A 13,764-nucleotide genomic window follows, 5' to 3' on the forward strand; every position below is an offset into this window, starting at 1 on the left:
CGGTCTCGATCAGTTCGAGTTGGTCTGCCCGCCCGGGCGCAGCTTGGTGCGCGAGTGCGTCTGCTTCGGCTGGAAGGCCAGCGCGTCGGTCGACGTCTTCGCGCCGCCGCTCTGTGAGCACGAGCCGCCGATGCCGCCGGCCGCGGCCCGGCAGGCCTCCATCGTCGGATAGCCGCAGCCATGCGCGGCCTGGGCACCATTGGTGATGCAGTAGTCTTCTGCCTGGGCAGCCGGCGCGGTCATCATGAGAAACGCAGATGCAAACAGCGTCGCAGCGGATGCGACGAACGTCTTCGAGATCGAGGTCATGTTGTCTTTTCCTGCTTCAGGGTCCCACAAAAGAGGCCTCGGCATGCGACGCAGGCTGAGGTTCACACCTCGCATGTAGGCCAGCACCAGGAACCGGCAATCACGCTTCGGCGCATTGCAGAACTTCGCAAATCACATGTCACAGTTAGGTGAGTTACTTATGTTTATATCCGCCTTATCCGAACCTGTATCCCGGTAAGGGAGTCACTCCCGCGCCTTCGGATGTTTGGATGTCGTTACGCGAGCTACGTTTTGGGACCCGTCGCCGCCGAACTATCCTGCCGCCGCGATCTCCTGCAATGGCAGCGGCACGTCCTTCGCCACGCCCAGCACCGGAAAGCTGCGGACGTTCTTCACGTTCGGCATCGCGGCGAAATGCAGGAGCTGCTGGCGCATGCTCTCGACGCTCGGCGCCACGCATTTGAGAAGATAGTCGGTGTCTCCCGAAATCCGCCAGCACTGCTGGATGCGCGGGATCGCGGCGATCGAGCTCTCGAATGCCGCCAGCACCGGCTGGGCTTGGCTGCCGAGCTGGATCGAGACGAACGACACCACCTCGTAGCCGAGCAGCCGCTCGTCGATAACGGCGCGCACCGCCCGGATCACGCCGCGGCTGAACAGCGATTTCAGCCGCCTCACGCAGTTGGGCCCGGACACCCCGACGCGCAGCGCCAGCTCGTTATTGCGAACCCGCCCGTCCTGCTGCAACTCGGAGAGTATTTTCAGATCGACGCCGTCGAGCTGGTCACGCCCCGCCATAGCCCACCTCGTCATGGTCGCATCATGCGAGACAGCGAAGCACGGGGCGGAATGGCTGCCAAGGCAGGACGATGGGAAGAACCGGCGTGGTTGGCCGAGCTTGTCCCGGCCAACCGCGGGCTTTTTACGTGGACGCTAACACGTGGATGCCCGGGACAAGCCCGGGCATGACGAGAGTTTCGTTGCCCGCCCTCAATGCGTCCACGGCTCGCCGCGGCGGAACGAGAAATTGTCCGCATAGGCGACCGGACGGCGCACCGATTCCTTTGGCTCGATCACCTGGTAGGCGATGCCCTTGCGCTCGCAATAGGCGACCGCCTCTTCCTTGCTGTGGAAGTGCAGCGTGATCTGCTGCTTCATGTCGCCGGAGGAGGTCCAGCCCATCAGCGGCTCGACCGCGCGCGGCTGCTCGGGCTCGTAGTCGAGCTGCCATTCCTTGGTCTTCGACCGGCCGGATTGCATCGCGTTCTTGGCGGGCTTGAAAATGCGTGCGGTCATGGACGGTCCGGGCCTCTTGTTCGTCTTTTCGTTCGATTTCGATGCGTCACGGTAGCAGTTGGTGGAAACCGCGGGCATAGTATAGAGACACCTTTAGGGAACTGATCGGTGATTCCGGCCCCCCGGGATGGCTCGCCGATGGGTATAATCATTATGCTGCATCGTGACAATTGCGTACCCGCCTTCCGCGCCGGGGTCTCGCCCGGTGGCCCTGCTTCGTTGACATCTACCTGTCCGTCCCCTCCGAAAGCTCCCGTCGCATGTCCTTCCTGAACATCAACGCCACGCTCCCCGAGAAGGGCCGTGACCTCAGGCTCGACCTGTTTCGCGGCATTGCGAACTGGGCGATCTTCCTCGACCATATCCCCGACAACGTGGTGAACTGGATCACCACCCGCAACTACGGCTTTTCCGACGCCGCGGATTTGTTCGTCTTCATCTCCGGCTACACCGCCTCCTTCGTCTATGCGCGGATGATGCTCGAGCGCGGCTTCCTCGTCGGTGCTACGAGGCTGACCAAGCGGGTCTGGCAGCTCTACGTCGCCCACATCATCCTGTTCGTGATCTACATCGCCTCGATCAGCTATCTGGCGCTGCGCTTCGGCGATTCCGAGATGATCAACGAGTTCAACGTCGCCGGCCTGGTGGACAACGCCACCGAGACGCTGCGCCAGGGCCTGTTCCTGCGCTTCAAGCCGCTCAATCTCGACGTGCTGCCGCTCTACATCGTGCTGATGGGGCTGTTTCCGCCCGTGCTCTGGTTCATGCTGCGCAAGCCGGACCTGACGATGGCATTGTCCATCGTGCTGTGGCTGACCGCGCGCCATTTCGGCCTGAACCTGAACGCCTATCCGGCCGGACAGTGGTACTTCAACCCGTATTGCTGGCAGGTGCTGTTCGTGTTCGGCGCCTGGTGCGCCATGGGCGGCGCGCGGCGCTCGATGACGCTGATCAACGCACCGGTCACGCTGTGGCTCTGTCTTGGTTACATGCTGTTTGCGCTGGTCATGACCATGGCCGGCCGCTTCCCGACCCTCGGCGGCATGTTCCCGGAATGGCTGTTCTCGGCGTTCAACCCGAACGACAAGACCAACCTCGCGCCCTACCGCTTTATCCACTTCGTCGTGATCGTGATCCTGGTGATCCGCTTCGTGCCCAAGGACTGGCCGGGCCTGGAATGGAAAGGGTTCGACCCCATCATCGTGTGCGGCCAGCAGTCGCTCGCCGTGTTCTGCGTCGGCGTGTTCCTGTCCTTCGTCGGTCATTTCGAGCTGTCGATGAGCTCGGGCTCGCTGTTCGCGCAGATCTTCGTCAGCGTCGCCGGGATCGCGATCATGACGACGGTGGCCTATTATATCTCCTGGTCGAAGAAGCAGGACAAGCCGCTGAAGCCGCCGCCGCCCAAGACTGCGGCCGCAAAGGCCGCTTGAACGGGCAGCTCCGATCCCGCCGGACGACAGCGCCGCCGCTTCAGGCCGCCGCTTCGCTGTCGTACTCGGTAAACTTCTTGTAGATCCAGTCACGGCCGTCGTGGCGGCGCCAGACCTTGCCGTAAACGAGCTGCCCGTTGATCGAGCGGCGCGGCACGAACACGGTCCAGAGGTGCCAGATCTCGGTCCAGCTCGCCTGCGGACCGACGGTTCGGACGTTGCGATCGAGAGACATGATACAGAACTCACAGGATACGAGCGCTGCGACGAACTGTGATGTCGTGTGAGCACGAATTTCAGGCAGACCGTCGCAAGCCGAACCGATCTGATAACAGTCGCGAAGGCGCCCGCAACAACCGCTCGCTCTTAACCTAACCGATCAACCTTACCTCCTGTGAGCCCGTGGCGAGACCGGTTGAAAGCGGCCGCCGATTTTCCTAGACTGTGTGCGATTTGAGAATGAGCGCGTCGTTTTGAGGACGCGCGTTGATTTCCAGGCTGACGCGAATTTTTGAAAACGATTGATGGGCGGGGGCCACCACGATGAATTTGCAATGTGCATGTCTGCGCTTGGCGCTGCATTCGACGCCGCCTGCTCTGCCCGCGAAGACGCCGGAGCAGGAGCCGCGGAAGGTCGCCAACGACAATCAGCTGGCCTGGCCATTCCTGCCGTTTCCGTTCGGCTGGTACGCGACGAACTGATGGTTGGAAAAGCGTAACGCCGCGCAAGCGGAATATCATCGCTTGGCGGCGTCCGCTAGGCATTGGGCGCTGAAATCCCCAACACCAATATGTCTAGGACGACGCCTAAAGGTTCGACAAAGTTTTACGCATTCCGCGCCGCCCGACCCGCCCCAATGCCTTGAAATGTCGCGCGGAAAGTCGCGTTGCGCGGGGAATGAGCGCCGAGGGTTAGGAAGGCTTTGGCGGCTGCGGGCATCGGCATCGAACGCGCGCCATGCACGGCTGGAGCTGCGCTCGCCTGGCGCCTCGCCGATTGGCTATTGTTCTGAGGCGCGGGTCTGGCCCACCTCGGACTGGTCGGGGCAGCTGGATTCGAACCAACGACCTGCAGTACCCAAAGCAGGCGTAAGTGGTGGAAAAGGCGGCCATAGGCGGCCACCCCGCTCAATATCTCCTTGCAACTAGTCGATTTTACTCACATACCTGCAGTCAGCGCGGCCAGGTCGGGCCACGTGCGGCCACCCCGCATCTTCCCATGATCTTCCCAGGCGGAGGCTTTGGAATGAAGCTGACAGCAAAGACGATCGTCACTGCCAAGCTCGCGCCCGGCGACACCGACAAGATTTTCTTCGACGACGACTTGCCCGGCTTTGGACTGCGCGTTCGCGCTGGCGGCTCCCGCTCCTGGGTGTTCCAGTACATGCTCGGGGACAAGCAGCGCCGCATGTCGCTCGGCCCAGCCTCCCCCGAAAGCTTCAAATCATCCAAGGGGAAGGACGGCGCCCCCAACCTCGGTATCCGCGAGCGCGTGATGCAGCTGTCTCTCGACGTCCGGCACGGCAAGGATCCGCAGGCCGAGAAGGTCGAGAGCCGGTCGCGGGCCAGCGACACGTTCGAGGCGATAGCGGCCGACTACCTGAAGGCCAAGAAGGCGGAGACTCGTCCCGGAACCTATCAGGAGACCGAGCGGCACATTCTGAAGCACTCCCGCACGCTCAACGGGCTCCAGGTCGCGAAGATCAAGCGCCGGGACATCGCCACCCTGCTCGGCACCATCAGAGCCAACAGCGGACCGGTCGCATCGAACCGCGTCCGTTCGACCCTTTCGGACTTTTTCGCTTGGTCCATCGGCGAGGGCATCGCTGAGACGAACCCGGTCATTGGGACCAACAAGACGGAGGAGATCAGCCGGGAGCGCGTGCTGAAGGACTTCGAGCTTCGACTGATTTGGCGTCACGCCGGCGACGATGATCACGGCACAATCCTCAAGCTGATGATGCTCACCGGACAGCGGGCCGACGAGATAGCCAACCTCGGCCGCTCCGAAATCGCCAAGGTCGAGGTGCCGCGGAAGCGGAGCGATGATGGAGCCAGCGAGTTGCCGGCTTTCGAGATCGACGCGATCGACCTGCCGGGCGAGCGCACCAAAAATAAACGCCCGCACATCGTCCCGCTGGCGGCCGCGGCAAAGGCCCTGCTCGAGGCCAAGCCCGCGCGTGCGAACGACGACGGCTCGCTGCGCGAGTTCGTATTCGGCATCGGGCAGCGGGGCTTCTCCGGCTGGTCGCGGTGCAAGGAACGTCTCGACGAGCGGATCGCGAAAGACCTGGGCCGGCCGCTGGAGCACTGGCGGCCGCACGACTTGCGTCGGACCATGTCGACGAAGATGAACGACGAACTCGACGTGCTCCCTCATGTGGTCGAGGCTGTCTTAAACCACGTGTCGAGCCTGCACAGCGGCAAAAAGGGCGTGGCTGGCACCTACAACCGCGCCCTGTACCTGCGGGAGCGGGTGGTCGCGCTGCGTCGCTGGGCTGATCACCTCGCCCGCATCGTCACCGAGCAGCCTGCGGAGGCCGCGGCATGAGCGAGCGCTGGCTGACCTACGAGCAAGCGAGAGAGTTTGTCAGGGTGCGGCTTTCGGCGACCATCGGCCACTCCCAAAAGATACTGGCCGACGCCAGCGCATCTCGCGAGGTTCGGTTCAACAACCCCGCCGACCCGGTGCTGCTGATGGCCGACGACGGCATCGTCGGGATGTCCATGCGCCCGGGCGCACAGCATGTCTATGGGATCGATGCGGCAGGCAAGCCGGTCACGAAGCGAACGTCGCAGGATCCTATGGGGCTCGTGTCCATCAGCGAGGACGATCTGCTCGACTGGCTCAACCGAAACCATGAAGTATCGGCCGTGCCCGTGGACGTACCAAAAGCAAAAGGCGGTCGACGCCCTAAGGCTGATTGGGATGCTGTTGACCTTGCGTTGCGCGAAGAAATCGGCAGGCGTGGTCGACCGACGGAAGACAATGACGATCCAGCTTGGCGCCGGCAGGCAGACGTTGAGCGCTGGGTCGCCGAGCTGCTCGATCATCGCAAAGAGCCGATCGGAGAGTCGCGCCTTCGTGAGCAAGTGAGTCGCCTACTCAAAACGATCGAGGCCGGAAACTGATTACCGGCCTTTTCCGGCCCTTACCGTCCGACTGCTGACGGCCAACGAGGCACAAGCGCGTCCATCCTAACCAGATGGAGACCGCGCTGATGCGCAAGCTCACCGACGACGAAATCGCAATTCTTCAGCGTACCGAGCAGTTGCCGGACAGCGCCGCCGTTCCGCTGAAAATCTGCGCGCTGATGAGCGGAGTGTCGGAGCGCACATGGCGCCGTGATCCGCCGGCGCCGACCTTCAATCTCAGTGCCGGCAAGAAGGGCGCCAACCTCGGCGCCGTGCGCCGGCTGTGCCGCGGCGAAGCCGCATCTTCCGCCGCCTAAATCCGAAACCGGCCGGCCTGGCTACCACCCCAGGACCGGCCGAAACCATTTCGAGCAACACCATGGCCATACAGCACAGTGGAAACGCGCGTCAACGCCTGTCGAACGACGAGCCGATCGAGATCGCAAAACTCTGGAAGTCGCCGCGCAATCGAAAGCAAACCATTGTAATTGCGATCAAGCAGTACGAGGGCCACCCATTCCTCGACTGTCGGATATTCGACACCAATGCTCAAGGGCAGAGCGTCCCCACCCAGCGCGGTGTGACTGTCGGCATGGCCCAGCTTTGCGAATTCGCGGCTGGTGTCGACAAGGCCGTCGAAAAAGCGCGCGAAATTGGCGTCCTCAAAACCGGGGGCGATCGATGAACGCACCTGTAAAGATCCTGGACGGACAGGCGCTGGAAGACGCGGTTGGACTGCTCGAGACACGCGCGCTGATCCGGGCCTACCTCGAATATGAGCACGGGTACGAGCACCTCGCCGACGCGATTGATCCGCTCCAGGAGTCGGCTGAAGCTTCCGGGCTGGTCGCTGCAATCGGTCAAGATCGCGTGCAGCAGATCATCGCAAAGCCTTTCGCGCGGTTCCGCGACATCGTGGCCGCAGAGATCGCGGCCGAGATGACCGAGCTCGAGCCGGACCTCCCTTCCGACTACGCTCTTTGCCTCGTTCGCGAATGGGAGCTTGCCGATCATCGCGACCGGCACCGCTGGACTGGTGACGATGAAGCCATCGCCGCAGGTCGTTGCGACCGAAAAGGCGCCTTACTGCACGCCTGCGTCGACGATCAATGCCTTCCTGTACGTGCTCCGGTCCGGCGACGTCGAGTACCTCTCCACCTGGCTGGCTTTGCACCCCGCCGACGCCCCTCACCTTCTCCGCATCTACGAGGGCCAGAATGCAAATCGCGCATGACAAGGTTCTGCAGGCCTTCGCCAAAGTCACTCCCCAGCATGAGGAGCCGCCGCCGCATGACACCTATCCCGAGGCTGCCGACGGGGAGCCGATCGTTGCCGATCCGGCAACGCCGATGACACCGGCAGGCCTTGGCGAATGGGATGCCGGCGATCGCTGCGGCGTCCCGCCTCCACGGGAATGGCTGCTCGGCAATCAGTTCTGCCGCAACTTCCTGTCCGGACTGCTCGCGCCAGGCGCGACCGGCAAGACGGCCGTGCGTACGCTCCAGTATCTCGCGCTCGCCACCGGGCGGCCTCTGACAGGCCAGCACGTGTTTAAACGCTCCAGAGTGCTCCTGTTGAGCCTGGAGGACGACGACAGCGAGCTCCAGCGCCGGCTCGCCGCGGCGCGCATGCATCATGACATCTCGCCCGACGATTTGAGGGGGTGGTTATTCTGCGCCACCCCGAAGGGCATCCGGTTTGCCGACATGAAGGACGGCGGCATGGTGCGAGGGCCGCTCGAGGCCATGCTGCGCCAGGTTATCGCCGAGCGGCAGATCGACCTCGTCGGGCTGGATCCCTTCGTCAAGCTCCACGGTATGGACGAGAACAGCAACACCGCCATCAACTTCGTGAGCGAATTGCTCGTCAAACTCGCGATCGACATGAACATCGCCGTCGACGTGCCGCACCACACGAAGAAGGGGTTGCAGACCGCAGGTGATGCCGATGCAGGCCGCGGCGCCAGCGCGGCCCGGGACGCCGGCCGCCTGATGTACACGCTCACACGAATGGCCGACAGCGAGGGCGAGACGTTCGGCATCCGGGCCGAGGAGCGCCGCCTCTACGTCCGGCTGGACAGCAGCAAGGTCAACATTGCCCCTCCCTCGGGCGAGGCCACATGGTTCAAGCTGATCGGCGTCCGCCTCGACAACGGGACGCCCGACTATCCACAGGGCGACGAGGTGCAGACCGTCGTGCCGTGGAGCCCACCGAAGACCTGGGACGGCATCAGCAGCGCCCAGCTGAACGCCGCGCTCGACGAGCTCGCCGCCGGCATGCCGAACGGCCAGCGCTATTCCGACGCATCCAAGGCCGCCGATCGCGCCGCCTGGCAGGCCGTGCAGCGCCATTGCCAGGACCGCACGGAGCCGCAGTGCCGCGACATCGTCAGGACGTGGGTTAAAAACGGCGTGCTGATCCGGGAGGACTACGACGACCCGATCACCCGCAAGCCGCTCAAGGGTCTCCGCGTCTGCGACGGAAAGCGTCCCTCCTGATGTGCTCCATTGACCCGAAATCGATAGCGCAGCAATGGAGCGGTCCGGACTGCTCCGTTATTGATTTTTCCCTAGGGCAAGGCATAGCGCAAAAGCGCGCGCTATTGCCTAGTGCTGGCACAGCGCATCAATGGCGCAAACCCAGCCTCGCGACTATCCCGCCTCACCCGCTTTGCGCCACCGGCGCTCTGCCTTCGGCGACGCTTGGAGGCGCACGCTGGGCAATGCCGGAGATCGCCGCGGAGGACATCTCACGCGCGGGTGCCAACTCAGTCTTTCACTCTGTTGAAGCAGACCACGTGCGCGAGGAAGGAAGCCCGGAAAGACCTCGTTTCGATCAACAGTGTGATAACCGCCGAGCGAACACTGCAACTCGCTGTTTCGGACTCAAGCCGCTGATCGCTCGACGCAAATGCCAGGTCGCTGAAGTCACCCGGGGTTAATAACGTTACTATACGACCAGCAGTCTCGTGTACTGCCTGTCGATAATCGCATTTCCTCGTGTTTCCATGTGGTTGATCGTGATACAAAGCCGATGCAAATCACTTTGGGAATGTCATGGGAAGATGGCAGGCTATCGATCGGCAAACCATTGCGCGCGCGCGAGGCAGCCGGCATCTCGACTGTCAGATGCTCATGGCTTGGCCTGAAAAGACCCGGCACCCCCCCGGGTACCCCAGACTTTCAGCGCGAGCGCTGAATTTCATGTCCTCTCTCTCTTTCGCGGTCCTCTCCGGAAAAACTGTTGCTGAAGCGTCACTAAAAATTTTGGCGGCGCCTTCGGAAAAAATCGGCCGGCCATCGAGCGAGTGCGGCCGCTGACATGACCTCGCGCCTGATCACGGACTACCCCGCTCTCATCCAGGCGCTTCGCGATCGCAGGGACGAACTCGATCTGTCGCACGAATTGATCGGGGAAATCGGTGGATTGCAGTCTGGCTACACGAGCAAGCTGCTCGCGCCCACCCCGATCAAGAACCTGGGGCCCATGTCGCTGGGCGCCATGCTCGGGGCACTCGGTGTCGCGCTGGTGATGGTTGAGGATACGGACGCCGTCGCTCGCGTGAAGGAGCGTTGGACCAAGCGAAAGCGGGCGCCATCGGTTCGGTGCGTTGCTGGCGACTGCGCCGAGACGCAATGTAGCGCAACGAAATTGGAGAAGCATGATGAAGCACCTGGACGAGCAGATTGTGCTGCGGATGCAGGCGGACGACCGGCGCGCGCTGGAACGGCTAGCGGAAGCGCAACACCGGACGCTGGCGAATTACGTGCGCTGCCTGGTCAAGGATCACCTCGAACTGGCGAAGCAGCAGCCCAATGCAATGGTGGCGTAGCATGATCCTGTCGCAGCAGCCGCCCTCCTCGCCACCGGCACCGCCGCCGATCCCTTCAACCGCCTCCCTCGCGTCCGGCGTGCTCGAACAACGTCCCGCCATGGAAAGCGCTGGAAGCGAAAGCCATGACCGAGAGCCGGCCCCTTCTGCGACTGCCGAGGCGCCCGCGGCTTCCCTCAAGCCGCCCTCACCGACCACGACGGCGGTTCGAGCTCACCGGCGAACTCTCGAGCTTGAGCGCGATGCGTTGCGGATCGGGGCGGCCGAACTTGCGCTGGCTTCAGCCAAGGGCGACCTCACCGCGAAGGAAGCCTTGGCGGCGATCCCCGCAAGATGTGCGGCGCTGACGTTCGAAATCGATTTGAACCACGAGGCCTTCGAACTGGCGCAGGCTGAAGATGCCGCTGCAGAGGTGGCATGGCGCACCGCCATACAGACGTTGCCGGTCGACGAGATCATTGCCGGGATCAATCGGGACGAATGCTGCCACCGCTGCACGCCGGGCGTCGCAGGCGGCTGCGTCCTTGCGGCTGCGTCGCCCCACGCCGGCGCCGCCTGTTACCACCCGGAGAGGGAAACCTTCCCGAGCGATGAGCAGGGCCGGCGCGTCTTTCTGTTCCGGGACCACCCGCGGGCCGCCGAAGTGTTTTACCGAGCCTGCGACAAGCTCAAAATCAGAGGGAAATTCGCATGACGGAATCAACCACACCTCCGGCAACCGCAATCGAAGCGCGCGTGGCGCTCAATGAGCGGATCGCGGACGGAGCATGGGGGCAGCGCCTGCTTCACGGCGATGCAGCCGCCGCGAAGGAGCTGCGCGAACTCACCACCAAGGTTGCCACCGGCGGCGACGACGTCGTGGCAGCGGTCATGAACGGCACGGTCCCGCGGCATGATCGCGACATCATGGCTCAGCCCGCCGACATCCGCGAAATGTCTGGCGTGGTCGACGTATTCCGATCGATGGGGATCCGGGAGGAGATCACCGCTAACTTTCTGAGGGGCGAGAAAGTTACGCCCGCCGAATACCAGGCGGTCGTCAACTGGCGGCGCGCGGCCATGAACGACCCGACGTTCGTGAAGGCGTTTTTATCGAACGAACAGGAAGCGGTGAAAAAAATGACGATTGCAAACTCTGTCATTGTCGGTGGCGTGAAGGTCGAGGCGGCCTGAACAGCCTAAATGCTCCGGCGTCACCGGCCCCCGCAAAGGGCAAGGCTGGTTCGGAAGGTAACGGCCCCCGCGAGGGCAAGGTCGAATTGGAATGAAAAATCGCAACAGGAGCAACGATCATGCCATTGGGATTTCCAGCGCAAGTAGGGCTCGCCGCCTACCAGGCGGTTTGCAGTTCTTCCGAGGGCACCCGGCAGGGCGATGTAGGTGTGGCGCTCGCCGCTTTTGCCGCCGGGGGCACGCAAGCCACATACGATGCCGCGATAAAGGCTAGCGACATCGCACACCATCGTCGCGTAGCGGCTGCCGCTGCCGCGAACGGTATTAGCAATGCTGGACCTTCGCATGCGTTGCGCAATTTGGGCACCGGCGGCACATGACGGCAGAGCGTACCAAACGACCGCGGTCGCGGCCGCCGGTGTCGACGTGAAATGTGAGCTCCAGGGCAGGTCGATCGCTCTTCATCCAGGCTTGAGCCGGTGCCTGGGGAGACTACCGGTTCGTATTTCGATGGCAGGGCATGAGCAGCACAGAAGCCGCAATCGTTGGTTTGAAGCGCGAGATCAAGACGGTCCGCGCGACGGCTCGCGACTTGAAGGATCAGAACGCGCGCTGGCAAAAAGTTTGCTGCACGCTCCGCGGCCTGGCCGGTCTCAATGATGCGCAATTCCGCAATCTGCTTGGGGCGGAAAATCTTCCTGTTGAGTAGGTAGCGCGCACCACAAGCGCGTTTCGGATTGGGCTTTCCGTAACGAGCCCCGCCTTGGACAACGGCGTGAACGTCTCTCAGCGGCCTCCCTGTTTGGAGCCGATCTCGACGAGAGACCGCTCCAATGTTCACACGCTCCTCGCGACAGCTTCTAGCCGCAGCGTTCCTTCTCGCCGCGTTGCCATCTCTCGCTGGCGCTCAAACCTTCCCGACGGTCCCGCAGAATACCGTGATAGGCCGCACCGGATTCGGCAGCGGGCCCGCGTCAGCGATTCCGTTTTCGACGATCACGGCCAATTTCTGCAACACCTTCACGCTGACGGTGAAGGGCTGCGTGCCGCCGCCGATGACATCGAGCGGCCGATATCTCGGCGACGACATCGCATGGCATGCCCAGCCCACGCAGCAGGTTATTGCCGGCGCCGGCGTGACGCTGAACGGCACGTGCACTGGCGGCGCGCTCAACTGCACCGTCAACGCCACCTCCGCAACACAATACGTCCTTCCTTCGCGCGCGGCCGCCGCCGCAGCAGATTTGTCGGCACTCTCAGCAATCCAAACGCTGGGCTACACGACCCCCGGTGATGGCGGCGGCGCCACCTTCAAGAACGTGGGGTCATCCACCCCTTTCAAGGACAGCTACATCACAGGCGCGACCACTGCTGGCGGCTCTGGCTACACCAACGGCTCGTACCTTGGCGTTCGTATGACCGGCGGCACCGGACTAGGCTGTATGGCCAAGGTCACCGTTGCCGGTGGCGTGATCACGGTCATCAACATTTCAGGTATGTTCTGCAACGGCTATGCGGCTGGAGACGTCCTCACCCCCTTTGTCTCGGATGTGGGTGGGACGGGCTCAAACGCATCCTATACCGTTACCACCGTTTCAACTGCCCTCGGCTCCTTCACCGACGCGCTTGGCAATCGCTGGCAGATCACCGTTGACGCCGGCGGCTTCCCCAACGCGCGCCAGTTCGGAATGAAGGGCGACTGGAACGGCACGGATGGCGCGGCCACAAACGATTTGGCCGGGTTCAAATCCGCAATGGCCTTCATGTCCACCGCTTATGGGTCGGCGAGCGCTTACGTCAATGGCGGTGTCATCATCTTCCCTAAAGGCGCCTACTACTTCTGCGCATCTCCTGCGCAATTCGCCACTCTCCAAATTCCAAATGGCGTCATCATCAAGGGCGCTGGCGTGGTCGGTGGCACTACGTTCAAACAATGCACCGCAGCAGATTCTGCTGAGCATTTCGTTTCTCTGTGCGACCCAAATGTTCAATTCGGACAGTTCGGCTGCAAGGCCGAAGACCTGGCTTTGGTGATGACCGGGGCATCCAACAGCCTCATTGCTGCGATCTACTCGAACAGCGGCCAACAATTTCCGCTCGTGAACAACGTCTATATCCAGACGAACACGCGAGGCTGCATCTTCTATGAAATTGGAAAAGGTGGTGCATCCAACGCCATCTTCGAAAATGTGGACTGTGAGCAGTCTGATGCGGCTACCAATCCAGGCTTCTACGGAAACAGTTCCGGCACCCAGATCGTGCTGCGCAATTGGGTGTTCGGCTGCGCTCCCAGCAACTGCGGTGTCGCCAACTATGCGATCAACATGGTCGGCGGCAACTTCGTCGTGGAAAACTTCCATATCGAACAGCACCAAAACGGGATCAATGTCGCAACGACCGCGACTTCGCACCTGTCGACCATCAAGAACGGAACGATCGTAAGCGGCTGTGTCAACGGCATCACGCTTCAACCGACAAATCCGAACAACACGACGCTGGTGGAGAACATCGAAAGTAGCTGCTCGACCGCAACGGTATTGAACGGTCATGGTGCGGGCAGCAACGTCACCGGCCACATCATGGCCCAGCGGGTATTCAACCCATGAAGAGGCTCATTATAGTCGCGCT

At 62.4% G+C, this 13,764-nt stretch carries 17 protein-coding genes; 13 read left to right on the top strand and 4 right to left on the bottom strand.

The features are described 5' to 3' along the window. Positions 1–9 precede the first annotated feature (9 nt). The 3 genes from AC0L3B_RS14960 to AC0L3B_RS14970 form a co-directional block, all read right to left on the bottom strand. Positions 10–309, bottom strand: coding sequence for a DUF3551 domain-containing protein (locus tag AC0L3B_RS14960; protein ID WP_007591343.1), 300 nt, complete (start codon positions 307–309; stop codon positions 10–12). 273 nt (positions 310–582) lie between these two features. Further along, positions 583–1,068 (bottom strand): Lrp/AsnC family transcriptional regulator, encoded by a 486-nt coding sequence (locus AC0L3B_RS14965; RefSeq protein WP_007591345.1) that lies wholly within the window; start codon positions 1,066–1,068, stop codon positions 583–585. Between the two features lie 192 nt (positions 1,069–1,260). Then, the gene (locus tag AC0L3B_RS14970; RefSeq protein WP_007591346.1) at positions 1,261–1,566 is read right to left on the bottom strand and encodes an ETC complex I subunit; all 306 of its coding nucleotides are present in this window, start codon (positions 1,564–1,566) and stop codon (positions 1,261–1,263) included. A gap of 260 nt (positions 1,567–1,826) precedes the next feature. Here AC0L3B_RS14970 and AC0L3B_RS14975 point away from each other — a divergent pair, with 260 nt between their 5' ends. Next, positions 1,827–2,996 carry an OpgC domain-containing protein gene (locus AC0L3B_RS14975; protein ID WP_018457761.1) on the top strand — a complete coding sequence of 390 codons (1,170 nt, stop codon included), beginning with the start codon at positions 1,827–1,829 and terminating at the stop codon, positions 2,994–2,996. 40 nt (positions 2,997–3,036) lie between these two features. Here the strand turns inward: AC0L3B_RS14975 and AC0L3B_RS14980 are convergent, their stop codons facing one another. Continuing rightward, positions 3,037–3,231 carry a hypothetical protein gene (locus AC0L3B_RS14980; RefSeq protein ID WP_018457760.1) on the bottom strand — a complete coding sequence of 65 codons (195 nt, stop codon included), beginning with the start codon at positions 3,229–3,231 and terminating at the stop codon, positions 3,037–3,039. Between the two features lie 308 nt (positions 3,232–3,539). Between AC0L3B_RS14980 and AC0L3B_RS14985 the strand changes: the two genes are divergently transcribed. From AC0L3B_RS14985 to AC0L3B_RS15040, 12 genes are all read left to right on the top strand, one after another. After that, a complete protein-coding gene (locus tag AC0L3B_RS14985; RefSeq protein WP_018457759.1) occupies positions 3,540–3,698 on the top strand; it encodes a hypothetical protein in 159 nt (52 codons plus the stop codon). Positions 3,699–4,242: 544 nt separating this feature from the next. After that, a complete protein-coding gene (locus tag AC0L3B_RS14990; RefSeq protein WP_473380640.1) occupies positions 4,243–5,547 on the top strand; it encodes a tyrosine-type recombinase/integrase in 1,305 nt (434 codons plus the stop codon). After that, on the top strand, positions 5,544–6,128 hold the full coding sequence (locus AC0L3B_RS14995) for a hypothetical protein (RefSeq protein WP_473380641.1): 585 nt from the start codon (positions 5,544–5,546) through the stop codon (positions 6,126–6,128). The genes AC0L3B_RS14990 and AC0L3B_RS14995 overlap by 4 nt, the downstream gene beginning before the upstream one ends. An 89-nt stretch (positions 6,129–6,217) precedes the next feature. After that, entirely contained in the window at positions 6,218–6,448 is a 231-nt protein-coding gene (locus AC0L3B_RS15000) for a hypothetical protein (RefSeq protein WP_473380642.1), read from the top strand. Positions 6,449–6,510: 62 nt separating this feature from the next. Further along, positions 6,511–6,816 carry a hypothetical protein gene (locus tag AC0L3B_RS15005; protein ID WP_473380643.1) on the top strand — a complete coding sequence of 102 codons (306 nt, stop codon included), beginning with the start codon at positions 6,511–6,513 and terminating at the stop codon, positions 6,814–6,816. 318 nt (positions 6,817–7,134) lie between these two features. Beyond that, positions 7,135–7,365, top strand: coding sequence for a hypothetical protein (locus AC0L3B_RS15010; protein WP_473380644.1), 231 nt, complete (start codon positions 7,135–7,137; stop codon positions 7,363–7,365). Further along, positions 7,349–8,629, top strand: coding sequence for an AAA family ATPase (locus AC0L3B_RS15015; protein WP_473380645.1), 1,281 nt, complete (start codon positions 7,349–7,351; stop codon positions 8,627–8,629). Before AC0L3B_RS15010 ends, AC0L3B_RS15015 begins: the two co-directional genes overlap by 17 nt. 1,163 nt (positions 8,630–9,792) lie before the next feature. Beyond that, the gene (locus AC0L3B_RS15020) at positions 9,793–9,963 is read left to right on the top strand and encodes a hypothetical protein (protein ID WP_473380646.1); all 171 of its coding nucleotides are present in this window, start codon (positions 9,793–9,795) and stop codon (positions 9,961–9,963) included. A 1-nt stretch (position 9,964) separates the two neighbouring features. Further along, positions 9,965–10,657 (top strand): hypothetical protein, encoded by a 693-nt coding sequence (locus AC0L3B_RS15025; protein ID WP_473380647.1) that lies wholly within the window; start codon positions 9,965–9,967, stop codon positions 10,655–10,657. Next, positions 10,654–11,136, top strand: a complete 483-nt coding sequence (locus tag AC0L3B_RS15030; RefSeq protein WP_473380648.1) for a hypothetical protein — start codon at positions 10,654–10,656, stop codon at positions 11,134–11,136. Before AC0L3B_RS15025 ends, AC0L3B_RS15030 begins: the two co-directional genes overlap by 4 nt. 550 nt (positions 11,137–11,686) lie before the next feature. Beyond that, positions 11,687–11,845 carry a hypothetical protein gene (locus AC0L3B_RS15035; protein ID WP_473380649.1) on the top strand — a complete coding sequence of 53 codons (159 nt, stop codon included), beginning with the start codon at positions 11,687–11,689 and terminating at the stop codon, positions 11,843–11,845. A gap of 124 nt (positions 11,846–11,969) precedes the next feature. Next, on the top strand, positions 11,970–13,742 hold the full coding sequence (locus tag AC0L3B_RS15040) for a hypothetical protein (protein WP_473380650.1): 1,773 nt from the start codon (positions 11,970–11,972) through the stop codon (positions 13,740–13,742). Positions 13,743–13,764 lie beyond the last annotated feature (22 nt).

It is taken from the genome of Bradyrhizobium sp. Kon56 (assembly GCF_055807635.1).

What these genes read in the sequence shown, in the direction of transcription:
- AC0L3B_RS14960 (WP_007591343.1), bottom strand. Translation starts at nt 309, where the DNA reads ATGACCTCGATCTCGAAGACGTTCGTCGCATCCGCTGCGACGCTGTTT.
- AC0L3B_RS14965 (WP_007591345.1), bottom strand. Translation starts at nt 1,068, where the DNA reads ATGGCGGGGCGTGACCAGCTCGACGGCGTCGATCTGAAAATACTCTCC.
- AC0L3B_RS14970 (WP_007591346.1), bottom strand. Translation starts at nt 1,566, where the DNA reads ATGACCGCACGCATTTTCAAGCCCGCCAAGAACGCGATGCAATCCGGC.
- AC0L3B_RS14975 (WP_018457761.1), top strand. Translation starts at nt 1,827, where the DNA reads ATGTCCTTCCTGAACATCAACGCCACGCTCCCCGAGAAGGGCCGTGAC.
- AC0L3B_RS14980 (WP_018457760.1), bottom strand. Translation starts at nt 3,231, where the DNA reads ATGTCTCTCGATCGCAACGTCCGAACCGTCGGTCCGCAGGCGAGCTGG.
- AC0L3B_RS14985 (WP_018457759.1), top strand. Translation starts at nt 3,540, where the DNA reads ATGAATTTGCAATGTGCATGTCTGCGCTTGGCGCTGCATTCGACGCCG.
- AC0L3B_RS14990 (WP_473380640.1), top strand. Translation starts at nt 4,243, where the DNA reads ATGAAGCTGACAGCAAAGACGATCGTCACTGCCAAGCTCGCGCCCGGC.
- AC0L3B_RS14995 (WP_473380641.1), top strand. Translation starts at nt 5,544, where the DNA reads ATGAGCGAGCGCTGGCTGACCTACGAGCAAGCGAGAGAGTTTGTCAGG.
- AC0L3B_RS15000 (WP_473380642.1), top strand. Translation starts at nt 6,218, where the DNA reads ATGCGCAAGCTCACCGACGACGAAATCGCAATTCTTCAGCGTACCGAG.
- AC0L3B_RS15005 (WP_473380643.1), top strand. Translation starts at nt 6,511, where the DNA reads ATGGCCATACAGCACAGTGGAAACGCGCGTCAACGCCTGTCGAACGAC.
- AC0L3B_RS15015 (WP_473380645.1), top strand. Translation starts at nt 7,349, where the DNA reads ATGCAAATCGCGCATGACAAGGTTCTGCAGGCCTTCGCCAAAGTCACT.
- AC0L3B_RS15020 (WP_473380646.1), top strand. Translation starts at nt 9,793, where the DNA reads ATGATGAAGCACCTGGACGAGCAGATTGTGCTGCGGATGCAGGCGGAC.
- AC0L3B_RS15025 (WP_473380647.1), top strand. Translation starts at nt 9,965, where the DNA reads ATGATCCTGTCGCAGCAGCCGCCCTCCTCGCCACCGGCACCGCCGCCG.
- AC0L3B_RS15030 (WP_473380648.1), top strand. Translation starts at nt 10,654, where the DNA reads ATGACGGAATCAACCACACCTCCGGCAACCGCAATCGAAGCGCGCGTG.
- AC0L3B_RS15040 (WP_473380650.1), top strand. Translation starts at nt 11,970, where the DNA reads ATGTTCACACGCTCCTCGCGACAGCTTCTAGCCGCAGCGTTCCTTCTC.